This window comes from Pseudomonas sp. HLS-6 TE3448 (assembly GCF_053629555.1).
In genome coordinates this window covers 195,983-218,842 of sequence record NZ_JBRJIO010000001.1, presented here as the reverse complement: position 1 = coordinate 218,842, position 22,860 = coordinate 195,983, and the positions used below count along the sequence as shown (strand labels likewise).

Sequence of the window (22,860 nt, the reverse complement as noted above, 5' to 3'; positions counted from 1 at the left end):
TCGGCTACAAGAGATGAAACGGAGATCGGTCACTATAAAACGCCGGGAAATATATTTCACCCCGTGCACGTATCTGGGCGTGTTTCACGGGTTAGCATAGTGACCTGTTTTGCTCAGTCTTTTATCGGGAGTCTCCATGAGTGCCGTCACTCGCGCAGCCGTCGAATCCGTCCTTCGTCAATACACCGACCCTTACCTGAACCAGGATCCGGTCAGCGCTGGCTGTGTCCAGGCCATCGATATCCAGGGCGAACGCGTCAGCGTGAAGCTGCAACTGGGCTATGCCGCCGGGCTGTTCAAGAAAGGGTGGGCGCAGGTGCTGCAGACCGCCATCGAGGGGATGGAGGGTGTCGCGGCGGCCTCGGTCGAGATCGACTGCGTGATCGCCGCACACAAGGCCCAGGCGCAGATTCCGGGGTTGGCCAACGTGAAGAACATCGTTGCGGTAGCCTCCGGCAAGGGCGGCGTCGGCAAGTCGACAACAGCTGCCAATCTGGCGCTGGCGTTGGCCCGCGAGGGTGCCCGTGTGGGTATTCTGGATGCGGACATCTATGGTCCGAGCCAAGGTGTGATGTTTGGCATCCCTGAAGGCACCCGACCGAAGGTCAAGGATCAGAAATGGTTCGTGCCACTTCAGGCTCACGGTGTTGAGGTCATGTCCATGGCATTCCTGACCGACGACAACACACCGATGGTGTGGCGCGGCCCGATGGTCTCTGGCGCCTTGCTGCAGTTGGTGACACAGACCGCATGGGACAATCTGGATTACCTGGTAATCGACATGCCGCCGGGCACTGGCGATATCCAATTGACCTTGGCGCAGAAGGTGCCGGTGGCGGGTTCGGTTATTGTGACTACGCCTCAGGATCTGGCCCTGCTGGATGCCCGCAAAGGTGTGGAAATGTTCCGCAAGGTGAACATTCCGGTGCTGGGTGTGGTTGAGAACATGGCCGTACATATCTGCTCGAACTGTGGTCATGCCGAGCACCTGTTCGGTGAAGGCGGTGGCGAGAAGCTGGCGGCACAGTACGGGGTCGAGTTGTTGGCGTCATTGCCGTTGTCGATGCTGATTCGCGAGCAGGCTGATAGTGGTAAGCCAACAGCCATCGCCGAGCCCGAGAGCCAGATCGCCATGGTGTACCAGGAACTGGCTCGTCAGGTCGGTGCACGGATCGTGCTGCAGGAAGCCGCAACCCCGGCGATGCCGAGCATCACCATCAGCGAAGACTAATACCTGTAGGCGCCGGCGATACTATCGCCGGCAATGCCGGTTATTTCAGTGCCGGGCAAACTGAGGGCATAAAAAAACCCCGCCTGTTGAGGGCGGGGTTCTTTCAAGCTAAAAAGCGGAAGTTAGATAACTTCTACTTCTTCAGCCTGCATGCCTTTCTGGCCGCGGGTAGCGACGAAAGAAACCTGCTGGCCTTCTTTCAGGCTCTTGAAGCCGTCAGCCTTGATGGCTTTGAAGTGTACGAACAGGTCGTCACCGGATTGTGGAGTGATGAAGCCGAAGCCTTTTTCATCGTTGAACCACTTAACGGTACCGGTTTGGCGATTGGACATTGGATGTCTCCTTGGACAAAGTTAACTACGGTTCAGGAAACGCCCTGGCCGAGACTGAGTGCAAAGAGCAGGAAAATTCATGAAGATGTGTTGATCGAAATCTTGCATCAGGTAGAGATTCTCAGTGACATTGTGCAGCACAGTGACGTCACCTTAACCCTTTTTCCAGAACGTGCCAATGGTCTTGTTGAGCTTTCGCACAAATGCATGACTGACGGTGCATGTTGCGCCTGTCCAAGTGCCATCCGGCCGCTATCTGGCGGCCACCGCTGCACGGAACTTTGAACCCGGCGCCCGGCCCGGTAAGATGCGCATCAGATTTTTTCACCTCGCTATTTTCAGGACACCGCCATGAGCATCAAATCGGACAAGTGGATTCGCCGCATGGCGCAAGAGCACGGCATGATCGAGCCTTTCGTCGAGCGCCAGATGCGCGGTGAGGGTGCCGACCGGCTGATCTCCTTTGGCGTCTCCAGCTACGGCTACGACGTGCGTTGTGCCGACGAGTTCAAGGTGTTCACCAACATCAACTCGGCGACCGTCGATCCGAAAAACTTCGACGCCGGCAGTTTTGTCGACATCAAAAGTGACGTTTGCATCATTCCGCCGAACTCCTTCGCCTTGGCACGCACGGTCGAGTACTTCCGTATTCCTCGCAATGTGCTGACCATTTGCCTGGGCAAGAGCACCTATGCCCGTTGCGGCATCATCGTCAACGTAACGCCGCTGGAGCCGGAGTGGGAAGGTCACGTCACCCTGGAGTTCTCCAACACCACGACGTTGCCGGCCAAGATCTACGCCAATGAGGGCGTGGCACAGATGCTGTTCCTGGAGTCAGACGAAGAGTGTGAGGTGTCGTACAAGGACCGTGGTGGCAAGTACCAGGGCCAGCGTGGCGTGACCTTGCCGCGCGCCTGAGGCGACAAAGCGAGGGAATTCCGGGTGTATGCTGTACTCCAATGAAGGCCGCCGGCGCACACTACGTGTACCGGCCCTGATTGGGAGTGACTGATGAAAATCGACCCGACCCTCAGCGCCAAGCTGGCGATACTGCAGCCCAACCAGGTTGGTGTGCTGGCATGGTCGCTGCTTGCGCACCCACATCCTGTCAGTGCAGGCGGGATCCCCGGCCAGCCGGATCCCGACACCCCGAATACCCCTGAACCGGGCACGCCACAGCCGATGGAGCCGGGCGAGCCGACGTTGCCTGACGAGCCGCCGCCAGCGCCTGTGGCCTGAGCCGTCGTCCCTTCACGTGACCTTACTTCAGGTTGCCGCTGAGGAACTGACGCAGGCGTTCACTTTTCGGGGCTCCCAGTACCTCCTGCGGCGACCCTTGTTCCTCGACCAGCCCTTTGTGCAGGAACAGAACCTGGCTTGAGACTTGCCGTGCGAAGGCCATCTCGTGGGTGACCATGATCATGGTGCGACCTTCCTCGGCGAGCCCCTGAATTACCCTGAGCACCTCGCCAACCAGTTCCGGGTCGAGCGCGGAGGTCGGTTCGTCGAACAGCATCACTTCCGGCTCCATGGCCAGCGCACGGGCGATGGCCACGCGCTGTTGTTGACCGCCGGAGAGAAAGGCCGGGAATTGCTCCGCCAGTTGCGGGGCGAGGCCTACTTTGTTCAGGTACTTCCGGGCGCGTTCCTCTGCTTCGTGTTTGCTCACCCCGAGCACGCGGCGTGGCGCCATGCTGACGTTCTCCAGCACGGTCATGTGGCTCCACAGGTTGAAGTGCTGGAATACCATGGCCAGCCGTGTGCGGATTCGTTGCAGCTCATCAGGATCGGCGACGTGCATGCCGTGACGGTCATGACGCATTTCAACGGGTTTGCCATCAAGGGTCATACGACCATCATCAGGCTGTTCCAGAAAGTTGATGCAGCGCAGGAAGGTGCTCTTGCCCGAGCCACTGGCGCCGATCAGGCAGATGACATCACCCGCGTTGGCTTTTAGCGAAACACCCTTCAAGACATGATGTTCGCCATAGCTCTTGTGCAGGTCTTCGATTGTCAGTTTGTACATGCGCGGCTCTCAAGGCGATAACAGGTAGCCGCTGCGGTAGGCCTCACGACCTGCCACGTGGGCAATGACCATGCCGGCAGTCGCCATGCGCCGTAACGAGCGCGCATAGAGCAGGCCGGGTTGCGTGTTACATACTGGGGTTACGCGATCGTTGAGCGGGTCGATGACCTCGGCGATCAGCTCGCCTGCCTGCAGGTATTGGCCCGGTTTGGCGTGGAACACCAATAGTCCCCCCAATGGTGTTGCCACCGGCTCTACGCCTGCCAGCGGCGTGGCGGGGTAGCGCAGCGCGGGCAGTGGGGCCGCTTCGCCTTCGATGGCACCGGCATGTACCAGGTAGCGCAGGATCGCTTCACAGTCTGTCTGGGCCAGTGGGTGGCTGACGTCGCTTTGACCCCGTAGCTCTACCGTGACGGAGAAGCTGCCTTGGGGGATCGGGTAATGCTTGCCGAAGCGCTGTTGCAGTTGCCACCAGACAAGGGTGAAACACTCGTCGAAGGATTGGCCGCCGGAGTCGGTTGCCAGCAGGCTGGCCTGCGCGCCAAGGTAGCGCGACAGCGGCTCGACCTTCGGCCAGGCCTCTGGCGTGGTGTACAGGTGTTCGACGGCCTCGAAGTCGCAGTGCAGATCGAGGACCATATCGGCATCGCATGCAAGGCGCTGGAGGGTCAGGCGCTGCGACTGCAGGGGGGTCAGGGCTGAATGCTCTTCCAGGGCCCGGCGCAGGCTTTGACGGATCAGCTCGATGTTGTGTTGTGCATCCTGCGTCAGTCTGGCCTCGATCTGATCGCCGATCACATCGCTGAGATCGACGAAGTTTCGATTGAAGTTTTCCCCGCTTTGCAGCTCGTAGCGGCCCAGTGGAACGTCCATGAGCACTTGTTCGAGGCCCACCGGGTTGGCAATGGGTACCAGAACGATTTCTTGTCGCAGGCGCCCCTGGGTTTCCAGTGTGCTCAAACGCTGCTTCAAGTGCCAGGCCACCAGCATGCCGGGCAGTTCGTCGGCATGCAGTGACGCCTGGATATAGATTTTACCGGCGCCTTTGGGGCCGAAATGGAAGCTGTGGATTTGCCGGGCGATACCTGGTACCGGGGCCAGGATTTCGTGGGTTTTGTGATGCATGAACAGTCCTAGTGAGCAGGGCCTAGAAAGGCCAGCCAGCGTCGTTCGGCCAAGCGGAACAGGCCCACAAGGGCGAAGGTCACGCTCAGGTAGATCAGTGCAGCGATACCGAACGACTGAAATGTCAGAAATGTAGCCGAGTTGGCGTCGCGGGCGACCTTGAGGATGTCCGGGATCGTGGCGGTAAAAGCCACGGTGGTCGAGTGCAGCATCAGGATCACCTCATTGCTGTAGAACGGCAGCGAGCGCCTAAGGGCCGACGGCATGATGATGTAAGCATAGAGTTTCCAGCCGCGCAGGCCATAGGCTTTGGCTGCCTCTACCTCGCCATGGGCCATGCTGCGGATTGCTCCGGCGAAAATCTCCGTGGTGTAGGCGCAGGTATTCAGGGCAAACGCCAGGATGGTGCAGTTCATCGCGTCGCGAAAGAAACTGTCGAGCAACGGTTGCGCGCGCACGGCCGCGATGCTGTAGATGCCGGTGTAGCAGATGAGCAGTTGGATATATAGCGGGGTGCCACGAAACAGGTAGGTGTAGAACTGTACCGGCATGCGGATCCAGAAAGGCCGCGAAACCCGTGCGATCGACAAGGGAATGGAGACGAGAAAGCCGATCAGCAGCGAGGCCGAGAGCAGCCACATCGTCATCGCCAGCCCAGTGATATGGGTGCCGTCTGTGTAGAGAAAAGCACGCCAGTATTCCTGCAGCAGTTCGATCATCGTAGTGCCTCCCGGGTACCTGCGTTGTAGCGCCGTTCAAGCCAGCGCAGGGCAACGTTCGAGGCACTGGTGATCATCAGGTAGATCAACGCCGCCAGCACCAGGAAGTAAAACAGCTGATAGGTACTCTTGCCGGCGTCCTGGGCTGCCTTGACCAGGTCGGCCAGGCCGATGATCGACACCAGTGCGGTGGCCTTGAGCATGACCATCCAATTGTTGCCGATACCCGGCAAGGCATAACGCATCATTTGCGGAAAGACCACAAAGCGAAAGCGCTGGAAGCGTTTGAGTCCATAGGCTGTCGCCGCTTCGACCTGGCCACGGGGAACCGCGAGAATCGCACCGCGAAAGGTTTCGGTGAAGTAGGCGCCATAGATGAAGCCCAAGGTGATGACCCCGGCCGCGAACGGGTCGATCTCGATGTAATCCCATTCCAGCGCTTCGGTCAGGCTGGTCAGCCAGGTTTGCAGGCTGTAGAAAATCAGCAGCATCAGCACAAGATCGGGTATTCCACGAATCAGTGTGGTGTAGACCTGAGCGGTAATCCGTAGCACGCGTACGGAAGAGAGTTTGGCGCTGGCGCCGAGCAGGCCCAGGCCGACGCTGACCAGCAGTGACATCAGCGACAGATTGATGGTCATCCAGGTGCCTTTTAACAGCAGTGGGCCGAAACCCTTCAAGCTGAATGCCGAGAGCCCCAGATGCTGCAGCAGGTCTTCGAACATGACATGACCCTATGGCCGTGGTGAAAAAACAGTATTCGGCAGTGCAGGAGCCGACGGCACTGGCGATTCAGGCGTATGCACTGAACCGCCAGTGCGCAGGAGCCTCCCTTGGCAAGGCCGGCTTCTGCGGCTTACTTGCCGCTGTACAGGTTCAGGTCACCAAAGTGTTTTTTCTGCAGTTTTTCGTAGGTGCCATCATCGTGTAACGCTTTGATACCTTTGTTGAGGAGTTTTTGCAGCTCGCTGTTACCTTTGCGGATACCGATGGCTGTCTTGGACGGTAGCAGTTCGCTGTCGACGGGCTTGCTGACTTCATAGCCGCTGCCCTGTGGGGTTTTCAGGAAGCCCAGTTCAGCCTGCAGCATGTCCTGGATCGAGGCATCGAGGCGTCCAGAGATCAGGTCGGCGTAAACCTGATCCTGGTTTTGATAGGCCTGGGTCTTCACCCCGGCCTTGTCCAGAACGGCCTTGGCGTAGGCTTCCTGAATGGTGCCTTGTTCATAGCCGACGGTCTTGCCGGCCAGTGAGGCCGGGTCGGCGCTCAGGCCTGCGCCTTTCTTGAAAACCAGCGAGGTTGGGCCGGAGAACAGTTCATCGGAGAAGTCGATCGCTTTTTCTCGAGCGGGCGTGACTGTCATCGACGAGATCACACCGTCGAACTTGTTGGCCTTGAGGCCCGGAATCATGCCGTCGAAGTCACTTTCAACCCACTTGCATTTGACCTTCAACTCCGCACAGATCGCATTGCCCAGATCAATATCGAAGCCCACCAGGCTGCCATCAGCGGCCTTGGATTCAAACGGTGCGTAGGAAGGGTCGACGCCGAAGCGCAACTCCTTGTACTCCTTGGCCATAGCAGTGTTAGCGGCCAGGCACAATGCAAGTGCGGAAAGCGTCAGCCATGCTTTTTTCATTGTGTTGTCCTTGCGTCCGAGGGGGTGCTTTAAGTGTGTCCCGGCCGTTACCGACCGAAGTGAGACATCAATGTGATAGCAAATTTCGCACCATATCTGCGCATGGCCTTAGCAGGCGCTGAACCAGGCCTGTCGCAAGGAAACTGTAGTGCCTTTAATGCCCAGGAATGGAACAGGGTAAGAGGCAAGGCGCACCGAGAGCGCCTGACTGTTGCTTTCAGGCGTCAATAGCGTGCGTCGACCGCTTTCCCATTGGGGCAGTCTTTGATGTTTTTTGATGTGAGTATCAGGCACAAAGCCGAGGCCAAGCTGGCCCCGGCTTTGTGGGGGGATGCGCCGTGGTGCGCCCTTGATCGGGGCAAGGGCGCAAGGCAGTTATGAGGCTATCGACCCGGCACCAAGGTCAGGCGTTTGCTGCCATAGGCACGTTCGAAGTTTTGTGTCTGCATCGGGAAGCTGACGTAGCGGCCTTTGAACCAGGCATCCAGCCCGTCGGCAAAGTGGCTGCTGGCTGGGTTGCCCGACTGCCCGCTGCTACTGATGCCTTGCAGGGGTTCGGCCAGGCCGAAATCCACCACCATGCGCATGGACGGCATCAGGCGCGCATTGAAGTCCTGCCCCCAGGCATAGGCTGAACTGTTCAGCGTGGTGTGGTCTCCGCCTGCGGCCAGCGGCCCACGGTTGAGCGTATCGCCCAGGCCATGGAAGCTGGCGACCGGCCAACGGTACTGATGCAGCTTGCCCCATTGCCAGGTACGGTGGTCGCTACCCATTTCGCGCTCACCGACGTTGATCGCAGCCGCCAGGCTACGCGCAAGAATCGTCGGTTTGTCCTCTTTCTGCGCGGTGTTGCGGTCATCCCAGAATAGGCTGTCGTCACGTCCGAGCAAATGATCGGCCTGTGCCGAGTAGGAAAGCCGGGCGTTACTGATAAAGGCCTGCCAGGCAGCACCGCTCTCTGGGCCCAATTCGTCGAGGAAGGTCAGTTTGGCACTTTCCTGCAGGAACAACTGGTACAGCGCTGCGTCAGCCGAGGTGGCACTGAGACGGCCATCAAAGGCCATCAGGCGGTCGTAGGCTTCGCGGGCCTTGGCGCGTTGATCCTGAGGCAGGGCGTCGATAGCCTGTTTCAAAGGCTGTGCCATGCCCGGCGCCTGGAACATGCTTTTGAGCTTGGCAGCGAACAGTGTGGTCTGGTCGTTCTGCATGGTCATCAGGCTACGGCTGTCATGTTTGCCGTTGGCTGCCATCTGCGCCAGGCGTTCCGCACGCTCGGGGTAGTACCAAGTGTTGGACAGTTGCATGCCGTAGCCGCGCGGTACGCTGCGCTGGTTGGCGTTGCCCAGCCAGCCCTGGGGCGGGTCCTGGTCATAGGGGTGGAGCATCGGGTCGGCATAGCCGTCCCAGTCGTAACGTCCTTCCCAGCCGGGCGAAGGCAACAGCCCTTGGCCTTCACGGCGGTTGGGGAAGTGGCCGGTGACCTGCCAGCCGATATTGCTGGCATCGGCAAACACCAGGTTCAGTGCCGGAGCACCAATCTCGCGGCTGGCCTCAAAGGCGCCTTCGACGTTGGCCTTGCGCGACAGGTCGAAGAGCGCATCGAGGCTCTTGTCGCCTTTGAGCGCCGGGGTTTGAAGGGCAAGGGCGAGGCTTGCGTTCTGCGCCGGGTTGAGCAGGGCGCCGTGACGGGTGTCATACAGGGTTTCGCGGATTGGGCGCTGACCCTTGATGAAGAATGTTTCGTTACGGGCCATGGCCGGTTGCCATTTGCCGTCTACCTGATAGAACAGCCGGTTCCCTTCACGGCGGATTTTCTCCAGGAACAGGTCCTGGTTATCGCCCATGACCGCACTGGTGCTCCAAGCCAGCTTGCCGTTGAATCCAGACAGCACCAGTGGAAGGCCTGCAAGGGTGAAGCCGGCAGCCTGATATTTCGGCGCACGGATTTGTACCGGGCTCAAGGCCCATGCACCTTGGCTGTCACTGGCCAGCAGGCTCTTGCCACTGCGGCTATGCGGCGCGGCTATGGCCCAGTTGCTGGAGCCGGGGGCGCCGAGCAGGTTGAATGCGGCCAACTGCTGGCTCACGGCGTTGAGTGCAGACAGGTTGGGCAGTTGGCTGCTCAGGTTCAGTCCGCCCAGTTTATCGGCTTCAGCATGCGGAAGTGGCTCATCCGGATAGTTCGGCAGCAGCCAGGCCAGTTTGTCGCTGCCGACTTTCTGCGCCAGTACCAAGGCCGCGAGTTCTTCCTGCAGGTTCACCGACTGGCTGAAGTTGTAGAGGCAGAAAATCAGCGCCGAGTCTTCCGGCTTCCAGTACTCCGGACGGTAGCCGGTCTGGGCCAACGGGGCTGGCAACTTGTCGCGGTAGCGGAACAGATAGGCGTTGACCCCGCGTGCATAGACTTCAAAGAAGCGTTTGAGGCGTGGCGATGCGTCGGCGTAGAGCTGGTTGGCGCTCTGCTTCAGGTTGACCGCACGCATCAGGCGGTCGACTTCCAAGGCATCTGGGCCGGCCATTTCTGCCAGGCGTCCTTGGGCCAGCAGACGCATGCCAACCATCTGACCAATACGGTCGCCGGCCTGCACATAGCCCAGGGTGAAGAGTGCGTCATGGAAGGTGCTGCTCTCGATCAGCGGCATGCCCATGGCATTGCGCCGCACCGAAACGTTCTGCGCCAGACCCTTGAGAGGCTGTACACCCGTGGTCGGCGGTACGCTGTCGTGGTAGCCGCCCATCTGGCAGCCGCCGAGGCTGAGTAGCCCGAGCATCGCTGCGGCAACGCCGAATCGGGGAAGAAAAGGGGGTAAGGCTGGCGAGGCCATGGTAAGGCTCCTGCAGGGTATGGCGGCGGAAAGGCGCTACGTTAGTGAGCGCGACCACACCATGCAAGCGGGGGCACAGCCTTTATTTTCAACGTGCTGCACCCCTTGCCTGTGACTCAGGGTTGCGGCGGGTTGATCTTTTCTACCAAGGCATAGGCCCGCTGTGTGGCAGGACGCGCCTTGATGCGCTCGAACCAGGCCTTGAGTGCCGGGAAATCATCGAGGTTCTGGCTCTGCCACTGATGGGAAACAATCCACGGGTAGATGGCCATGTCGGCGATGCTGTACTCGGCTCCGGCGACGAACGGTCGGTCGGCCAGGCGTTTGTTCAGCACGCCATACAAGCGCGCGGTTTCATCCACGTAGCGTTTGATTGCATAAGGGATTTTTTCGGGCGCGAACCGGCTGAAGTGGTGGTTCTGGCCGGCCATCGGGCCCAAGCCGCCCATTTGCCAGAACAGCCATTGCAGGGTTTCCTGGCGGCCGCGCAGATCCTTGGGCAGGAAGTGTCCGGTTTTTTCCGCAAGGTACAGCAGGATGGCGCCCGATTCGAACAGCGACAGCGGCGCCTGATGGTCGGCCGGATCATGGTCGACGATCGCTGGAATACGGTTGTTCGGGGCGATCTTCAGGAAGTCGGCAGCGAACTGTTCGCCTTTGCCGATGTTGATCGGGTGAATGCGGTAGGGCAGCCCGGTTTCCTCAAGAAACAGGGTAATTTTGTGGCCATTGGGGGTAGTCCAGTAATACAGGTCGATCATGGCACGCTCCGTCGAGGGTTCGGCAGCGACAATGTCGCTGCCGCCAGGCTGCGCTTGGGCGCAGCGGTCGCCTTATGGATATCACAAGGTGCGACCTCGATGCAGCGTTGATCTACACGGCTGGCCTCAGGCCCCGTGGCACTTCTTGAATTTCTTGTTGCTGCCGCATGGGCATGGGTCGTTACGGCCAACGTCCTTCAGGGCATTGCGTACAGGCTCTTGAGGCGCGTGGTTGCAGTGCGGCCCATGGACATGACCATGGTCGTGATCGTGATGATGGTCATGATCGTGGTTGCAATCGGGGCCATGAACATGAGGTTGCTGGGTCATTGCGGTTACTCCGGAATAAAATCGCCGGGAATTATCTCACCACTGCGTGATAAGTGCAGGCTGCGTGGCCAGAAAAATCCGCTGCTCAGGTCGCCATCCAGTCGGTAGTGGATCGGTCGTTCAGGATGCTTGAGCAGCTTGACGACGTCCTTGAGGTGCTCCCAGAGGTTGGTTCTTATTGGCACCTTGAATGTCTTGTGACTGTGGGCGGCCACATTGACCCACTGGTCGGACTCGCCCTCGGCCAGCGTCAGCTCATTCAGCCGCACCTTGTAGCGAAGTGCCCTGACCAGTAGACGTGAATCGTTGGGGTTGTCGATGCGAAAATGCAGTACGAACTCTTGTTGCAGCAGACGTGCCTTGACGGTTTCGACCTTGACCAGATGAACCTCGGGGTCTTGGTAGGGAGTTCCGAACCAGCTCGCACAGCCACTCAATAGTAGAAGGCTTATCAGCATGAGGCTGGTTCGAATAGGCATCAGGCTAGCTTCCTAGATAGCTGGCACAGCACTTCTTGAACTTCTGTCCGCTGGCGCAGGGGCAAGGGTCATTGCGCCCGGCTTTCAATCCAACCGTCGGGTCGATGAAGTACCAGGCCCCCTTGTTCTGCACAAATGCCGAACGCTCGCGATGGGCGTGCTCACCGGTGCTGTCATGCCAGCGTGCGGTGAAGGTCACGAAGGCATGTTCCGGTTGCCCGCCAAAGACTTCCGCCGATTCCACGTCCAGCCCCAGCCAGGTGCTCTGCGTACTCCACTCGGCAATGGCGTTGCGGTCCAGGCCTGCTTGCTGAACGGGTAGGGTGGTTGCCACCAGGTAATCGACCAACCCCAATACGTAGGCGCTATAGCGCGAACGCATCAACGTCTGTGCGTCAGGGGCCGGTGAGCCTGCGTGATAGTGGCCGCAGCAGGCATCCAGCAGGTTGCCGCTGCCACAGGGACAAACCGTGACACTCATTGTTCTACCACCAGTACTTTCCAAAATTCTGCGGGTTGGCCCAGAACTTGGCATTCAGCCAGTCCGGAACCTGCTTGTATTCTCGTAGATCATAGGTGAACAGGCTTAGCACCTGCTCGTCGCGTTGGAAGCGTTCACTGGCCTGGAGGGCCAGGGCGAAGAAGTCGGTGTCTTTCCAGCCGCACGCGGGCAGGTCGGCCAATACCGCAACCCGACTGGCGTTGAGGTTTCGGATACCGCCCAGCAGTTCCAGGCCTTGGCGTCTGGGCAAATGCTCCAGGCAGTCGACCAACAGTGCCAGATCAAAGCGTTGCGAGGCCAGTTCAAGGGGGAGGGGGCCGGGATTGGTGACGTGAATCTCAGCCTGCGGGTGGGCTTGCGCGAACGCATCCAGAGCCGGGAAACGGCTGCCTACGACCAACAAGCGTTGCGGTGCCTGGCGCTCCAGCAGAGCAGCCAGTGCCTGCTGTGGGGTGCGTTGGGAAAAACTCTCGGTCATCAGCAGTCCTCAAATCAGATAATCCAAGACTACACTGAGTCATGGCTTATTGCTGGCGGAGTTGGGGTGTGCGGTCTTTACTCAACTGAGCATCGGTTATGCACCGATTCCCCGAGGAGACGCATCAAATGAGCATAGTACGCACAGCATTACCTCTGGTTCTGCTAACCAGCGTGTTGACTGGTTGTGCAGGTTTGCAAAAAACCGACTGGCCTAAGTGTGCCGCCGTCGGAGGCGTCGGCGGCGCGGCGTTGGGTGCAATCGAGAGTTCCAGCTGGGCAGGCTGGGGCGCGTTGCTCGGTGGCGGCCTGGCAGCCGGCTACTGCTGGGCCAATGGCGACGGTGACGAAGATCACGATGGCGTGCCGGACAGCCGCGACAAGTGCCCGGGCACACCGCGCGGCGTTCAGGTCGATGCCAACGGTTGTCCACCTGCACCGGTCGTTGAGCAACCGGTAGTTGTCAAGGAAGAAGTGATCGTTATTCGTGATGTCCACTTCATGTTCAACTCAGCCAAGCTGACCGCCGCGGATAAAATGCGCCTGGACAAGGTTGCCAGTCGTCTGAAAAGCGAGGCACCGGGCGCCAGGCTGAGCGTGACCGGGCATACCGACAGTGTCGGCAGCGATGCCTACAACCAGAAACTGTCTGAGCGCCGCGCTTATTCAGTGACCGACTATCTGGTTGAAAGCGGCGTACCGCGCAGTAGCTTCGTATCGGTACGGGGCGCAGGCGAAAGTCAGCCAGTGGCTGATAACAAAACGGACGATGGCCGCAGCATGAACCGCCGGGTGGAAATCCGGATCGAGCGCTGAGCCTCTATCAGGTCCACGGCCCCAGACGTGCCGTGGGCCTGCCGTTGTCTGTGTGTCAACGCAGATGCAGAAGCCTTTCCGATAGCGCTACCCTCTGGCGCAAGTCGGGAGGTGGGGTTACTGTTGCAGGCGATGCCGAGGGATTGAGGTCTTGGTATTGCCAATAAAAAGAACAAGTCGAGAGGGGCGGGCGCGTATGAAGGTGTTCTGGGGCCTGGGCAAGGCCTTGACAGTGGTGTTCTGGTGGGTGGTGTTGATGAATCTGCTCAGTCCTGCGGAAAAACCCTTCCACCTGTTGATCAACGCCGCTGGGGCGACATTGTTGGCATTGCATGTCCTGGAAGTGCTGGTGTTCAACCGTCTTCTGCGTGAGCGCAGCCATCGTTGGTTCGACCGTCTGCAGATCCTGCTTGTCGGTGTTTTCCACATCCAATCGATACCGACACCGCGCCAGGAGGCAGGTCATGCGTAAATTCATGGTTTTGCTGACATTGGTCAGCCCATTGGCAATGGCCGAGAGCCTGAGTGTCGGAGCGCATTCGGTACTGCGTCTGCCCAACAAAAGCAGCGTGGTTCAACTCGAACGCCTTGATGTGGCGGACTACGGGACCTTGCTGTTGCCGGCCAGTTTGACTGAACTGAATGTCGGCTCGTTGCGCCTGGGCCGAGAGGCGCGGATCGCGGTTGTACCGGCTGGGCAGGCGCTACGTATTGAAGCTGGCGCTGCCGAGTTGGCGGATGGCAGCCAGATCCTTGCCCACGGTGCCCCCGGGACATTCGAGAAAGCTGCTATGCCGGGACGAGACCTTGAGCTGCGCCTACATCGTTTGCAGGCCGCGCAACTGTCGATTGACGCTCGCGGAGGGGCAGGTGCGCCTGGGTATGTCGGGCTTGATGGGGCCAATGGCAAGGCCGGTGGCTGTACCTGGGGGCAGTCTGAACCCGGGGCGAACGGCCAGAACGGTGGTGATGGCCATGACGGCGCAGCAGGTGGGCGTGTGCTGTTGTCGCTGCCCGCCAGCTACCCCGAGGCTCAGATCAAGGTGCGAGTGGACGGTGGGGCGCCGGGCCTGGCTGGTGCTGCCGGTAAACCGGGGAAAGGCGGGGCGAGCAAAGGGTGCTTTGTGTACCGTACCCAAGGCGGCGCAAGCGGCAAACCTGGCGCACCAGGGCAGCCAGGTTTGGCGGGCGCGGCAGGCGCTTTCACACTGAATCGTTTGTAAAAATCTCGGCGGGGGCGGCACGTACGCAGCGTCTGTATCGCTGGCACGCTCGCCTCCTGCCGATCAGCCTTGTGAGATCACACCAGCAGACGTGAAGAGGCCACCGCTACCACGGCCAGGCCCAGCAGCAGGTTTACGCCGACCAGTCGACGAATCCGCCCGAGCACACCGGCACCTGCCGACCAGTCTTCAGCCTGCACGGCCTTGCGCAGTGCAGGCAGCAGCAACGTCTGGATACGAATAAACAGCGCCAACATGGCGATAGCGCCGCCAATCATCACCTGCACATAGCGTGGTGCCGTTTCAAAACCGGTAAAGCGCAGGTGCAGCATGCCCATGCCGCTGATCAGCAGCACTGCGACGGCGATCCAGACCCACACGAAAAAACGCTGAAACACTTCGACCCAGAGGCGCAGGCGAGCAGGGCCGTCCAGGGCGGCAACAGCGGCCGGGCGCAGTACCAGCCAGGCGAAGAACATGCCGCCGACCCAGACCAGGGCGGCCAGAACATGCAGGCTATAGGGGATGGCAAAGGCGGTCATCGGGAACTCCGTTCAGCGCAAAGGGCAATAGCGGGTTATGATAGCGGCCCAATCGAAACACTGAAAATATATCCAGCCCTTCGGGCGCCCCGACACCATGATCAGCAACGAACTCAAATCTCAAATTCAGGGCGCCTACTCGCGTTTTCTCGAAGCCAAGAGCCTCAAGCCGCGCTATGGCCAGCGCCTGATGATTGCCGAAGTCGCCAAGGTATTGGGCGATATCGAGTGCGACGACGAGGGACGACGCAGCGGCGACCCTGCGGTGGTGGCGGTCGAGGCCGGTACCGGTACGGGTAAAACCGTGGCCTACAGCCTTGCTTCGATTCCGGCGGCCAAGGCTGCTGGCAAGCGCCTGGTGATTGCCACCGCCACGGTTGCCCTGCAGGAGCAAATCGTATTCAAGGACCTACCGGACCTGATGCGCAACAGTGGCCTGAACTTCAGCTTCGCCCTGGCCAAGGGGCGTGGACGCTACCTGTGTCTGTCCAAACTCGACCTGCTGTTGCAGGAGGGTCATGCGCAGTCGGCGACGGCCCAGCTGTTCGAGGAAGAAGGCTTCAAGATCGAGGTGGACGAAGCCAGCCAGAAGCTCTTCACCAGCATGATCGAGAAACTTGCCGGCAATAAATGGGACGGTGACCGCGACAGCTGGCCTCAGGCACTGGAGGATCAGGACTGGGCACGGTTGACCACTGATCACAGCCAATGCACCGGCCGACATTGCCCGAACTTTCAGCAATGTACCTTCTACAAGGCCCGTGAAGGCATGGGCAAGGTCGATGTCATCGTGACCAACCATGACATGGTCCTGGCCGACCTGGCCCTGGGTGGTGGTGCAGTGCTGCCCGATCCGCGCGATACCATTTATGTCTTCGACGAAGGTCACCACCTGCCGGACAAGGCCATTGGCCATTTCGCGCACTACACGCGTTTGCGCTCTACCGCCGACTGGCTTGAGCAAACGGCCAAGAACCTGACCAAACTGTTGGCCCAGCATCCACTGCCGGGCGATCTCGGCAAGCTGATCGAACAGGTGCCGGAGCTGGCGCGAGAGATCAAGACGCAGCAACAGTTCATGTTCACGGCCTGCGAGCAACTGGCTGATTTCCGTGCCGGTGAAGACATGGAGGGCCGTGAGCGCCCGCGTCACCGTTTTGTGGCTGGCGTGGTGCCTGAGCACATGCGGGAAATGGGTATTGAACTGAAGAAAGGCTTTTCGCGCCTGAACGACCTGTTCACCCGCCTGACCGAGTTGCTCAAGGAGGGTATGGATGGCGAGGTGAACATCGGCATCGCCAGCCATCAGGCTGAAGAGTGGTACCCGCTGTTCGGCAGTCTGTTGATGCGCGCCCAGGGCAACTGGGAACTGTGGACCGCCTTTACCGCCGAAGATCCCGAGGACAGCCCGCCCATGGCGCGTTGGCTGACCTTGGCCGAAAGCGGCGCATTGTTTGACATTGAGGTTAACGCCAGCCCGATCCTTGCCGCCGAAATGCTCCGGCGCAACCTCTGGAGCGTGGCCCATGGCGCACTGGTTACCTCCGCTACCCTGACAGCCCTGGGTAAATTCGACCGCTTCCGCATGCGTGCGGGTTTACCCAAGGCCGCTGTGACTGCGGTTGTGCCGAGCCCGTTTCACCATGTCGACGCAGGCGTGCTACGTGTGCCTGACTTGCGCGCCGACCCGCGTGATGCGGCTGCACATACAGCCGCGATCATCCGCGACCTGCCTGAATTGGTCGAAGGCTCGCGGGGCTCGCTGGTGCTGTTCTCGTCGCGTAAACAGATGCAGGACGTCTTCGATGGCCTGGACCGTGATTGGCGCAAGCAGGTGTTTATCCAGGGCAACCTGTCCAAGCAGGAAACCTTGAACAAGCACAAGGCGCGGGTGGACGGTGGCGATTCCAGTGTGCTGTTTGGTTTGGCCAGTTTTGCTGAAGGTGTCGACCTGCCGGGGGCCTACTGCGAGCACGTGGTCATCGCCAAGATCCCCTTCGCGGTACCCGATGACCCGGTTGAAGCCGCGTTGGCCGAATGGATCGAAGCGCGAGGCGGTAATCCGTTCATGGAGATTGCTGTCCCGGATGCGTCCTTGCGCCTGATCCAGGCCTGTGGTCGCCTGCTGCGTACAGAGGAAGACCGCGGCATCATTACCCTGCTTGATCGTCGCGTGGTCACTCAACGCTATGGCAAGGCTATTCTCAACGCATTGCCACCTTTTCGCCGGGAAATTTCCTGACGCCCGGAGCTTAATGTACCTGGGCGTTGTCTATCACTGAGATCAAGGCCCACCCGGGTCATCAAGGAGAGCTCCAGCCTTATGCTTCACCGCACCCTGCCTGCCGTATTCGCCCTGTTGTTCGCTCAGCCGCTTCTGGCCGGGCAACAGACGCTGTTCAGCTTCGTTCGTCCGACCGCCGTGGTGCAGGTCGCGACCGAGGATGCCAGCTTGCCGCAGTACAATGCAGAGCAAACGGCGGAAGGCGAGGTGCTGCGGCGTGTGGTTTTCAACCCGGCGCAGCGTCCGAGCCTGCGCCTCAGCCCGCAGACGGGGGCCTGGGACTGGTCAAATGCAAGCGCCATGACCTTGCGCCTGCAAAGTGCAATGGATTGGGCGTTGACGCTGGATGTCACGCTCCAGAGCAGCGATGGCAAAACCCTTACCAGTCGCATCGACCTGCCTGCCGGCCCTGCGCAGACTGTATGGGTGCCGCTCAAGGCGAGTTCACCGCTGAGCCAGGGCATGCGTGCCGGGCCGCCGATGCCTTGGGTGCATGAGGGCCAGCGCGTGCTGCTGACCAGCAGTGCGGGCGAACTGGACCTCTCGCAGGTGGTGTCAGTGACCTTGTCGATGACCAAACCCAATGTCGCCCAAAGCGTGCTCATCGAGCGTTTCGGCACACAGGACGACGATCAACTGCAAAAGGCCGCTTATACCGGCATTATCGATGGCTATGGCCAGTTCAGTCGTGGTCGCTGGCCTGAGAAGGTGACCAGTGATGAGCAACTGCGCAGCGCTGCAGCCAAGGAACAGCAACAGCTCAAGGGGTGGCTGGCTGAGCGTGCCAAGTTGCCGCTAGACACCTTCGGTGGCTGGAAGGGCGGGCTGTCCTTTGAGGCCAAGGGCTTCTTTCGTACCGAGAAGCGTGACGGTCGCTGGTACCTGGTCACACCGGAAGGGCATCCGTTCTACTCGCTAGGGGTCAACACCGTGGCTGCAGACGGTGGTCGTACCTATGTCGAGGGCCGTGAGACGATGTTTACGAGCCTGCCGCAAGGCCAGGAGCGGCTGGCGTCCCTTTACGGTGAAGGGAACAATCACGATGGCAATGGTTCCTCCCGTGGTCGCGCGTACAATCAGGGCCGCTGGTTCGATTTCTATGCTGCCAACCTTGAGCGCAGCTACGGCCAGCCCTGTGCCGATGCCAGTCACTGTCCTGCGGTGAGCCTTGATGCCAAGCGCTGGCAGTATCATGCCCTCGACCGATTGCAGGCCTGGGGCTTCAACACCTTGGGGAACTGGAGCGACCCGGCCCTGGGGCAAGTTGGTCGCGTGCCTTACACCCTGCCGCTGGCCATCGTGGGCGACTACAGCAGTATCAGTACCGGGATGGACTGGTGGGGGGCCATGCCCGACCCGTTTGATCCGCGTTTTGCGATGGCGACCGAGCGCGCAGTGGCCATCGCTGCGCGTGATCACCGGGATGATCCCTGGTTGATCGGATACTTCGCGGATAACGAACTGGCCTGGGCGGCACCGGGCGACGACCCGAAGGCCCGCTATGCCTTGGCGTTCGGTACATTGCGCCAGACTACGGACGTGGCCGCCAAGCGCGCATTTCTCAAGCAACTGCGAGACAAGTACCGCAACCAGGAGGGGCTGTCCAAGGCCTGGGGCATCCAGCTGACGGCCTGGGAACTCATGGAAGACCCGGGATTCGAGGCGCCACTGCCTAATCCTGAGCACCCCGAGATAGAGGCGGACTACCAGTATTTCCAGAAGGTATTTGCGCAAACCTACTTCAAGACCATCGACGACGCGTTGAACTGGCATGCGCCCAACCACCTGTTACTGGGCGGCCGCTATGCGGTGAGCAGTCCGGAGGCGGTTGCAGCCTGTGCCGAGTACTGTGATGTGATCAGTTTCAATTTCTATACACCCACGCCTCAAGATGGCTATGACTTCACTCAGCTCAAGGCACTGGACAAGCCGGTACTGGTGTCTGAGTTTCAGTTCGGCTCACGGGACCGTGGGCCGTTTTGGCCCGGGCCAATGGAGGTTGCCCGGGAAGAAGACCGAGGGCCTGCCTATGCGAACTTCCTCAAGGCTGCTTTGGCCGAGCCTATGATTGTTGGCGCGCACTGGTTCCAATACATGGACCAGCCGGCCAGTGGACGTTTGCTCGACGGTGAAAACGGTCACTTTGGTCTGGTCGGCATTACCGATGTACCGTTCCAGGGCTTTATCGGTGCCGTACGCAAGGCCAACCTGCAGGCTCAGGAACAGCTCGCCAAGTAGGGTTCAACTCTCGGCTCCTGCGGTTGTTGCAGGAGCCGATCTGGGCGGTATTGTCCCGCGCAACCATTCGCCAGCTATCTGTTCCCAAATCGGCGTCAGGCTGGAACAATGCACGCCATTTAGAACACAGGTTGTGCAGGGAGTCGGCGGGTGCAGATTCAGGGTCATTACGAACTTCAGTTCGAAGCGGTACGCGAAGCCTTTGCCGGCTTGTTCGACGATCCTCAGGAGCGCGGCGCAGCGCTGTGTATTCAGGTTGGCGGAGAGACGGTGGTCGATCTTTGGGCCGGTAGCGCTGACAAGGACGGCGAGCAGGCCTGGCACAGCGACACCATCGCCAATGTGTTCTCCTGCACCAAGGCCTTTACTGCCGTGACTGCACTGCAACTGGTCGGTGAGGGCAAGTTGCAGCTCGACGCGCCAGTGGCGCGCTACTGGCCGGAGTTCGCAGCGGCAGGTAAAGAAGCCATCACCCTGCGCCAGTTGCTTTGCCATCAAGCCGGCCTGCCTGCCATCCGTGAATTACTGCCTGCCGAAGCGTTGTACAACTGGCAGACAATGGTCGATACCCTTGCCGCCGAAGCCCCCTGGTGGACGCCCGGTACTGCCCATGGCTATGCCGCGATTACCTTCGGTTGGCTGGTTGGCGAATTGATTCGCCGCGCTGATGGTCGGGAGCCGGGTACCTCAATCGTTGCACGTACCGCACGGCCATTGGGCCTGGATTTCCACATCGGCTTGGCCGATGAAGCGTTTCACCGCGTTGCTCACGTCGCCCGTGGCAAAGGTGTGATGGGGGATGAAGCGGCCCAGCGCCTGCTGCAAGTGACCATGCGCGAGCCCCAGGCATTATCGACACGAGCGTTTACCAACCCGCCTTCGGTGCTCACCAGCACCAACAAGCCAGAGTGGCGCCGTATGCAGCAGCCAGCGGCCAATGGTCATGGCAATGCCAGAAGCCTGGCCGGTTTCTATGCCGGTTTGCTGGAGGGCAGCCTGCTTGAGGCGGAGCTTCTGGATGAGTTGATCCGCGAGCACAGTATCGGCCAGGACCTGACCTTGCTGACGCAGACCCGGTTCGGCCTGGGCGTGATGCTGGATCAACCAAACGTTCCCAATGCCACCTTTGGCCTCGGGCGCAGGGCGTTCGGGCACCCGGGAGCGGGTGGTTCGGTTGGCTTTGCCGACCCTGAATACGATGTTGCCTTTGGCTTTGTCACCAACACCCTGGGCCCCTATGTGTTGATGGACCCGCGTGCCCAGAAACTTGTACGGGTGCTAGCGACGTGCCTGTGACCAGTCATGTCGACCAGGTGCTGGAACCCATGGCCCATTTTGCTTTCCAACGGCCCGGCTGTATCGGCCGATTCTTAATCCTTTTTACGGTGTATCGTTGATGTACTCTCATAAAACGCTCGCGCTTGCTTTGTGCCTTGCGGTAACCGGATGCGCCCAGCACCCGCAGAACGCTTCGGCGAAAAATGATCATGGCTGGTGGCCATTTGGTGGTAGCGAAAAGGTTGCTGATCAGGATGTGAAAAAAGCGATCGATGAGAAAGTGGCCAAGGCCGACGCCAAGTCTGAAAGTGAGAGCCACGGGTGGTGGCCATTTGGCGAGAGCAAGAAGGTAGATGCACCTAAAGCCTTGAAGATGCCTGATCCGAAGGTGACCCAGGCCTGGCTCGACAACTATGAACCGCGCTTGCGTGAAGCGATCAAGGGCAGCAAGTTCGAACTGGAGCGCCGTGATAATGTACTGGTCATCACTGCGCCGGTTGACAGCTCATTCAACCCTGATCGCCCTGCAATGTTGCTGCCGGTCACGTTAGGGCCGATCACTCAGGTGGCCAAGGTCATCGAGAGCGATCCAAAAACAGCTGTTTTGGTCGTGGGGCATGGTGATACCAGCGGTGCGACAGCGGCAAACCAGAAGACCAGCCAGGAGCGGGCACAGTCGGTGGCAGCGATTTTCCGTCTCAGCGGCCTGCAACGTGACCGCTTGATGCTGCGTGGCATGGGCTCGTTGATGCCGCGTGCGGCCAATGACAGCCAGAAAGGCCGTGCGTTGAACCGTCGGGTGGAGATGGTACTGACCCCGCAAGACACCATGTTGGCGTTGCTCAGCAAGTACAGTCAACCAACGCCAAGCCCGGCTGAGCTGGTTGCGGTACAGGATGCCAAAGCACCGGCCAAGGTCGCAGCCAAACCATCGGCCAAGACGCCGACCAAGAAAGCCGCGGCGGCCAAGAAAACCGTAGCGAAGAAGAACACCGCGGTGAAGAAGGCTGCAGCCAGCAAGCCAGCTGCCAAGCCAACGGCCAAGAAAGCGCCAGCGGCGAAGGATGTTGCTGCCGTCAGTACCGCGAAGACCAACTGATCGTCAAGGAACGCTGCTATGACCCAGACTCTGGCCGATATGCGCCGTGACTACACCCGTGATGGACTGGCTGAAGCCCAGGCACCGAGCGAGCCGTTCGTTCTGTTCCACCAATGGTTCGCTGAAGCTGTTAAAACCGAACAGCCACCTGTAGAGGCCAACGCCATGACCCTGGCGACGGTCGATGCAGATGGCCGTCCACATTGTCGCGTGTTGTTGCTCAAGGGGCTGGATGAGCAGGGTTTCACGTTCTTTACCAACTATGACAGCGCCAAGGGCATGCAACTGCTGTACAACCCTTATGGCGCCATGACCTTCTTCTGGCCAGCCCTGGAGCGGCAGGTGCGCATTGAAGGCAAGGTGGTCAAGGTGTCGCCACAGGAGTCCGATGCGTACTATCAGGTTCGCCCTTTGGGCAGTCGCCTGGGGGCCTGGGCTTCACCGCAGAGCCAGGTGATTGCAGACCGTGCAGAGCTCGAAGCGTTGCTCAAGGACACTGAGCAGCGCTTCAGCGACAGCCAGCCGCATTGCCCTGAGCATTGGGGCGGTTACCGTTTGCTGCCCGATCGCATCGAATTCTGGCAGGGGCGTCCAAGCCGTTTGCATGACCGCCTCAACTACCGCTTGGTGGATGGGCACTGGGTGCGTGAGCGCCTGGCGCCTTAACTCGCCTGATACCCGGCAGCTTCGCGTTCCAGCCAGGCTGCCAGGTCACGGCGTTTGACCTTCTGGGTCTTGGCGCTGTCTAACCGCTGTAGCATGTACTCGCGCTTCAGGGGATCGCTACCTGCCAACGAGAGCGCCAGGTCACGGTCCGACCAGCGCTTGATGCGGACGTAGAGCCACCAGTGGAAGTACAAACCCGCGACGGTAGTGGCCGCGATGATGAAGTAATCCATGTTTATCCTTGCGCAGTAAAAACAGTTTTTACAGA

At 59.9% G+C, this 22,860-nt stretch carries 25 protein-coding genes; 11 read left to right on the top strand and 14 right to left on the bottom strand.

Annotated elements, in window-relative coordinates:
• The first annotated feature begins 136 nt into the window (after positions 1-136).
• On the top strand, positions 137-1,231 hold the full coding sequence (gene apbC, locus AB7M23_RS01020) for an iron-sulfur cluster carrier protein ApbC (RefSeq protein ID WP_065760449.1): 1,095 nt from the start codon (positions 137-139) through the stop codon (positions 1,229-1,231).
• A gap of 122 nt (positions 1,232-1,353) precedes the next feature.
• Here the strand turns inward: apbC and AB7M23_RS01015 are convergent, their stop codons facing one another.
• Complete coding sequence (locus AB7M23_RS01015; RefSeq protein ID WP_009396490.1) at positions 1,354-1,563, bottom strand: cold-shock protein; 210 nt, start codon at positions 1,561-1,563, stop codon at positions 1,354-1,356.
• A 351-nt stretch (positions 1,564-1,914) separates the two neighbouring features.
• On the opposite strand from AB7M23_RS01015, the gene dcd reads away from it, so the two are divergent.
• Both dcd and AB7M23_RS01005 read left to right on the top strand, forming a co-directional pair.
• Positions 1,915-2,481 (top strand): dCTP deaminase, encoded by a 567-nt coding sequence (dcd, locus tag AB7M23_RS01010; RefSeq protein ID WP_065760448.1) that lies wholly within the window; start codon positions 1,915-1,917, stop codon positions 2,479-2,481.
• Positions 2,482-2,574: 93 nt separating this feature from the next.
• Positions 2,575-2,802, top strand: coding sequence for a hypothetical protein (locus AB7M23_RS01005; RefSeq protein ID WP_065760447.1), 228 nt, complete (start codon positions 2,575-2,577; stop codon positions 2,800-2,802).
• 22 nt (positions 2,803-2,824) lie between these two features.
• Here the strand turns inward: AB7M23_RS01005 and AB7M23_RS01000 are convergent, their stop codons facing one another.
• The 11 genes from AB7M23_RS01000 to AB7M23_RS00950 form a co-directional block, all read right to left on the bottom strand.
• Entirely contained in the window at positions 2,825-3,589 is a 765-nt protein-coding gene (locus AB7M23_RS01000; RefSeq protein ID WP_065760446.1) for an ABC transporter ATP-binding protein, read from the bottom strand.
• Between the two features lie 9 nt (positions 3,590-3,598).
• Positions 3,599-4,714, bottom strand: coding sequence for a succinylglutamate desuccinylase/aspartoacylase family protein (locus AB7M23_RS00995; RefSeq protein ID WP_102053388.1), 1,116 nt, complete (start codon positions 4,712-4,714; stop codon positions 3,599-3,601).
• A gap of 8 nt (positions 4,715-4,722) precedes the next feature.
• Complete coding sequence (locus tag AB7M23_RS00990; protein ID WP_102053387.1) at positions 4,723-5,433, bottom strand: ABC transporter permease; 711 nt, start codon at positions 5,431-5,433, stop codon at positions 4,723-4,725.
• Complete coding sequence (locus AB7M23_RS00985; protein WP_065760443.1) at positions 5,430-6,158, bottom strand: ABC transporter permease; 729 nt, start codon at positions 6,156-6,158, stop codon at positions 5,430-5,432. The genes AB7M23_RS00990 and AB7M23_RS00985 overlap by 4 nt, the downstream gene beginning before the upstream one ends.
• A 131-nt stretch (positions 6,159-6,289) precedes the next feature.
• Positions 6,290-7,072 carry a transporter substrate-binding domain-containing protein gene (locus AB7M23_RS00980; protein ID WP_102053386.1) on the bottom strand — a complete coding sequence of 261 codons (783 nt, stop codon included), beginning with the start codon at positions 7,070-7,072 and terminating at the stop codon, positions 6,290-6,292.
• Between the two features lie 383 nt (positions 7,073-7,455).
• Positions 7,456-9,897 carry a penicillin acylase family protein gene (locus tag AB7M23_RS00975; protein WP_454240054.1) on the bottom strand — a complete coding sequence of 814 codons (2,442 nt, stop codon included), beginning with the start codon at positions 9,895-9,897 and terminating at the stop codon, positions 7,456-7,458.
• Between the two features lie 116 nt (positions 9,898-10,013).
• Positions 10,014-10,658 (bottom strand): glutathione binding-like protein, encoded by a 645-nt coding sequence (locus AB7M23_RS00970; RefSeq protein WP_330523154.1) that lies wholly within the window; start codon positions 10,656-10,658, stop codon positions 10,014-10,016.
• 126 nt (positions 10,659-10,784) lie between these two features.
• Positions 10,785-10,988, bottom strand: coding sequence for an SEC-C metal-binding domain-containing protein (locus AB7M23_RS00965; protein WP_083199829.1), 204 nt, complete (start codon positions 10,986-10,988; stop codon positions 10,785-10,787).
• Positions 10,989-10,993: 5 nt separating this feature from the next.
• Positions 10,994-11,467 carry an LEA type 2 family protein gene (locus AB7M23_RS00960; RefSeq protein WP_065760439.1) on the bottom strand — a complete coding sequence of 158 codons (474 nt, stop codon included), beginning with the start codon at positions 11,465-11,467 and terminating at the stop codon, positions 10,994-10,996.
• 4 nt (positions 11,468-11,471) lie between these two features.
• Complete coding sequence (locus AB7M23_RS00955; protein ID WP_454240053.1) at positions 11,472-11,948, bottom strand: YchJ family protein; 477 nt, start codon at positions 11,946-11,948, stop codon at positions 11,472-11,474.
• Between the two features lie 4 nt (positions 11,949-11,952).
• On the bottom strand, positions 11,953-12,447 hold the full coding sequence (locus AB7M23_RS00950; protein WP_065760437.1) for a DUF6231 family protein: 495 nt from the start codon (positions 12,445-12,447) through the stop codon (positions 11,953-11,955).
• Between the two features lie 128 nt (positions 12,448-12,575).
• On the opposite strand from AB7M23_RS00950, the gene AB7M23_RS00945 reads away from it, so the two are divergent.
• From AB7M23_RS00945 to AB7M23_RS00935, 3 genes are all read left to right on the top strand, one after another.
• Positions 12,576-13,262, top strand: a complete 687-nt coding sequence (locus tag AB7M23_RS00945) for an OmpA family protein (RefSeq protein ID WP_102053383.1) — start codon at positions 12,576-12,578, stop codon at positions 13,260-13,262.
• 196 nt (positions 13,263-13,458) lie between these two features.
• Positions 13,459-13,734, top strand: coding sequence for a DUF1145 domain-containing protein (locus AB7M23_RS00940; RefSeq protein WP_065760435.1), 276 nt, complete (start codon positions 13,459-13,461; stop codon positions 13,732-13,734).
• Entirely contained in the window at positions 13,727-14,485 is a 759-nt protein-coding gene (locus AB7M23_RS00935) for a collagen-like protein (RefSeq protein WP_454240052.1), read from the top strand. The genes AB7M23_RS00940 and AB7M23_RS00935 overlap by 8 nt, the downstream gene beginning before the upstream one ends.
• 77 nt (positions 14,486-14,562) lie before the next feature.
• Here AB7M23_RS00935 and AB7M23_RS00930 read toward each other — a convergent pair whose 3' ends face one another.
• The gene (locus tag AB7M23_RS00930) at positions 14,563-15,027 is read right to left on the bottom strand and encodes a CopD family protein (RefSeq protein WP_454240051.1); all 465 of its coding nucleotides are present in this window, start codon (positions 15,025-15,027) and stop codon (positions 14,563-14,565) included.
• A gap of 97 nt (positions 15,028-15,124) precedes the next feature.
• On the opposite strand from AB7M23_RS00930, the gene dinG reads away from it, so the two are divergent.
• The 5 genes from dinG (at position 15,125) to pdxH (ending at position 22,592) form a co-directional block, all read left to right on the top strand.
• Positions 15,125-17,269, top strand: coding sequence for an ATP-dependent DNA helicase DinG (gene dinG, locus AB7M23_RS00925; protein ID WP_065760432.1), 2,145 nt, complete (start codon positions 15,125-15,127; stop codon positions 17,267-17,269).
• Between the two features lie 81 nt (positions 17,270-17,350).
• Positions 17,351-19,549: a beta-galactosidase gene (locus AB7M23_RS00920; protein ID WP_454240050.1), complete on the top strand. Its 2,199-nt coding sequence runs from the start codon at positions 17,351-17,353 to the stop codon at positions 19,547-19,549.
• A 150-nt stretch (positions 19,550-19,699) separates the two neighbouring features.
• A complete protein-coding gene (locus AB7M23_RS00915; RefSeq protein ID WP_454240049.1) occupies positions 19,700-20,845 on the top strand; it encodes a serine hydrolase domain-containing protein in 1,146 nt (381 codons plus the stop codon).
• A 100-nt stretch (positions 20,846-20,945) separates the two neighbouring features.
• A complete protein-coding gene (locus AB7M23_RS00910) occupies positions 20,946-21,926 on the top strand; it encodes an OmpA family protein (protein ID WP_330523148.1) in 981 nt (326 codons plus the stop codon).
• Between the two features lie 18 nt (positions 21,927-21,944).
• Complete coding sequence (pdxH, locus tag AB7M23_RS00905; RefSeq protein ID WP_065760428.1) at positions 21,945-22,592, top strand: pyridoxamine 5'-phosphate oxidase; 648 nt, start codon at positions 21,945-21,947, stop codon at positions 22,590-22,592.
• On the opposite strand, the gene AB7M23_RS00900 is transcribed toward pdxH, so the two are convergent.
• The gene (locus tag AB7M23_RS00900; protein WP_065760427.1) at positions 22,589-22,825 is read right to left on the bottom strand and encodes a hypothetical protein; all 237 of its coding nucleotides are present in this window, start codon (positions 22,823-22,825) and stop codon (positions 22,589-22,591) included. The genes pdxH and AB7M23_RS00900 overlap by 4 nt on opposite strands.
• Positions 22,826-22,860 lie beyond the last annotated feature (35 nt).

Coding starts and splice junctions, on each gene's coding strand:
- apbC (WP_065760449.1), top strand. CDS start 137: ATGAGTGCCGTCACTCGCGCAGCCGTCGAATCCGTCCTTCGTCAATAC.
- AB7M23_RS01015 (WP_009396490.1), bottom strand. CDS start 1,563: ATGTCCAATCGCCAAACCGGTACCGTTAAGTGGTTCAACGATGAAAAA.
- dcd (WP_065760448.1), top strand. CDS start 1,915: ATGAGCATCAAATCGGACAAGTGGATTCGCCGCATGGCGCAAGAGCAC.
- AB7M23_RS01005 (WP_065760447.1), top strand. CDS start 2,575: ATGAAAATCGACCCGACCCTCAGCGCCAAGCTGGCGATACTGCAGCCC.
- AB7M23_RS01000 (WP_065760446.1), bottom strand. CDS start 3,589: ATGTACAAACTGACAATCGAAGACCTGCACAAGAGCTATGGCGAACAT.
- AB7M23_RS00995 (WP_102053388.1), bottom strand. CDS start 4,714: ATGCATCACAAAACCCACGAAATCCTGGCCCCGGTACCAGGTATCGCC.
- AB7M23_RS00990 (WP_102053387.1), bottom strand. CDS start 5,433: ATGATCGAACTGCTGCAGGAATACTGGCGTGCTTTTCTCTACACAGAC.
- AB7M23_RS00985 (WP_065760443.1), bottom strand. CDS start 6,158: ATGTTCGAAGACCTGCTGCAGCATCTGGGGCTCTCGGCATTCAGCTTG.
- AB7M23_RS00980 (WP_102053386.1), bottom strand. CDS start 7,072: ATGAAAAAAGCATGGCTGACGCTTTCCGCACTTGCATTGTGCCTGGCC.
- AB7M23_RS00975 (WP_454240054.1), bottom strand. CDS start 9,897: ATGGCCTCGCCAGCCTTACCCCCTTTTCTTCCCCGATTCGGCGTTGCC.
- AB7M23_RS00970 (WP_330523154.1), bottom strand. CDS start 10,658: ATGATCGACCTGTATTACTGGACTACCCCCAATGGCCACAAAATTACC.
- AB7M23_RS00965 (WP_083199829.1), bottom strand. CDS start 10,988: ATGACCCAGCAACCTCATGTTCATGGCCCCGATTGCAACCACGATCAT.
- AB7M23_RS00960 (WP_065760439.1), bottom strand. CDS start 11,467: ATGCCTATTCGAACCAGCCTCATGCTGATAAGCCTTCTACTATTGAGT.
- AB7M23_RS00955 (WP_454240053.1), bottom strand. CDS start 11,948: ATGAGTGTCACGGTTTGTCCCTGTGGCAGCGGCAACCTGCTGGATGCC.
- AB7M23_RS00950 (WP_065760437.1), bottom strand. CDS start 12,447: ATGACCGAGAGTTTTTCCCAACGCACCCCACAGCAGGCACTGGCTGCT.
- AB7M23_RS00945 (WP_102053383.1), top strand. CDS start 12,576: ATGAGCATAGTACGCACAGCATTACCTCTGGTTCTGCTAACCAGCGTG.
- AB7M23_RS00940 (WP_065760435.1), top strand. CDS start 13,459: ATGAAGGTGTTCTGGGGCCTGGGCAAGGCCTTGACAGTGGTGTTCTGG.
- AB7M23_RS00935 (WP_454240052.1), top strand. CDS start 13,727: ATGCGTAAATTCATGGTTTTGCTGACATTGGTCAGCCCATTGGCAATG.
- AB7M23_RS00930 (WP_454240051.1), bottom strand. CDS start 15,027: ATGACCGCCTTTGCCATCCCCTATAGCCTGCATGTTCTGGCCGCCCTG.
- dinG (WP_065760432.1), top strand. CDS start 15,125: ATGATCAGCAACGAACTCAAATCTCAAATTCAGGGCGCCTACTCGCGT.
- AB7M23_RS00920 (WP_454240050.1), top strand. CDS start 17,351: ATGCTTCACCGCACCCTGCCTGCCGTATTCGCCCTGTTGTTCGCTCAG.
- AB7M23_RS00910 (WP_330523148.1), top strand. CDS start 20,946: ATGTACTCTCATAAAACGCTCGCGCTTGCTTTGTGCCTTGCGGTAACC.
- pdxH (WP_065760428.1), top strand. CDS start 21,945: ATGACCCAGACTCTGGCCGATATGCGCCGTGACTACACCCGTGATGGA.
- AB7M23_RS00900 (WP_065760427.1), bottom strand. CDS start 22,825: ATGGATTACTTCATCATCGCGGCCACTACCGTCGCGGGTTTGTACTTC.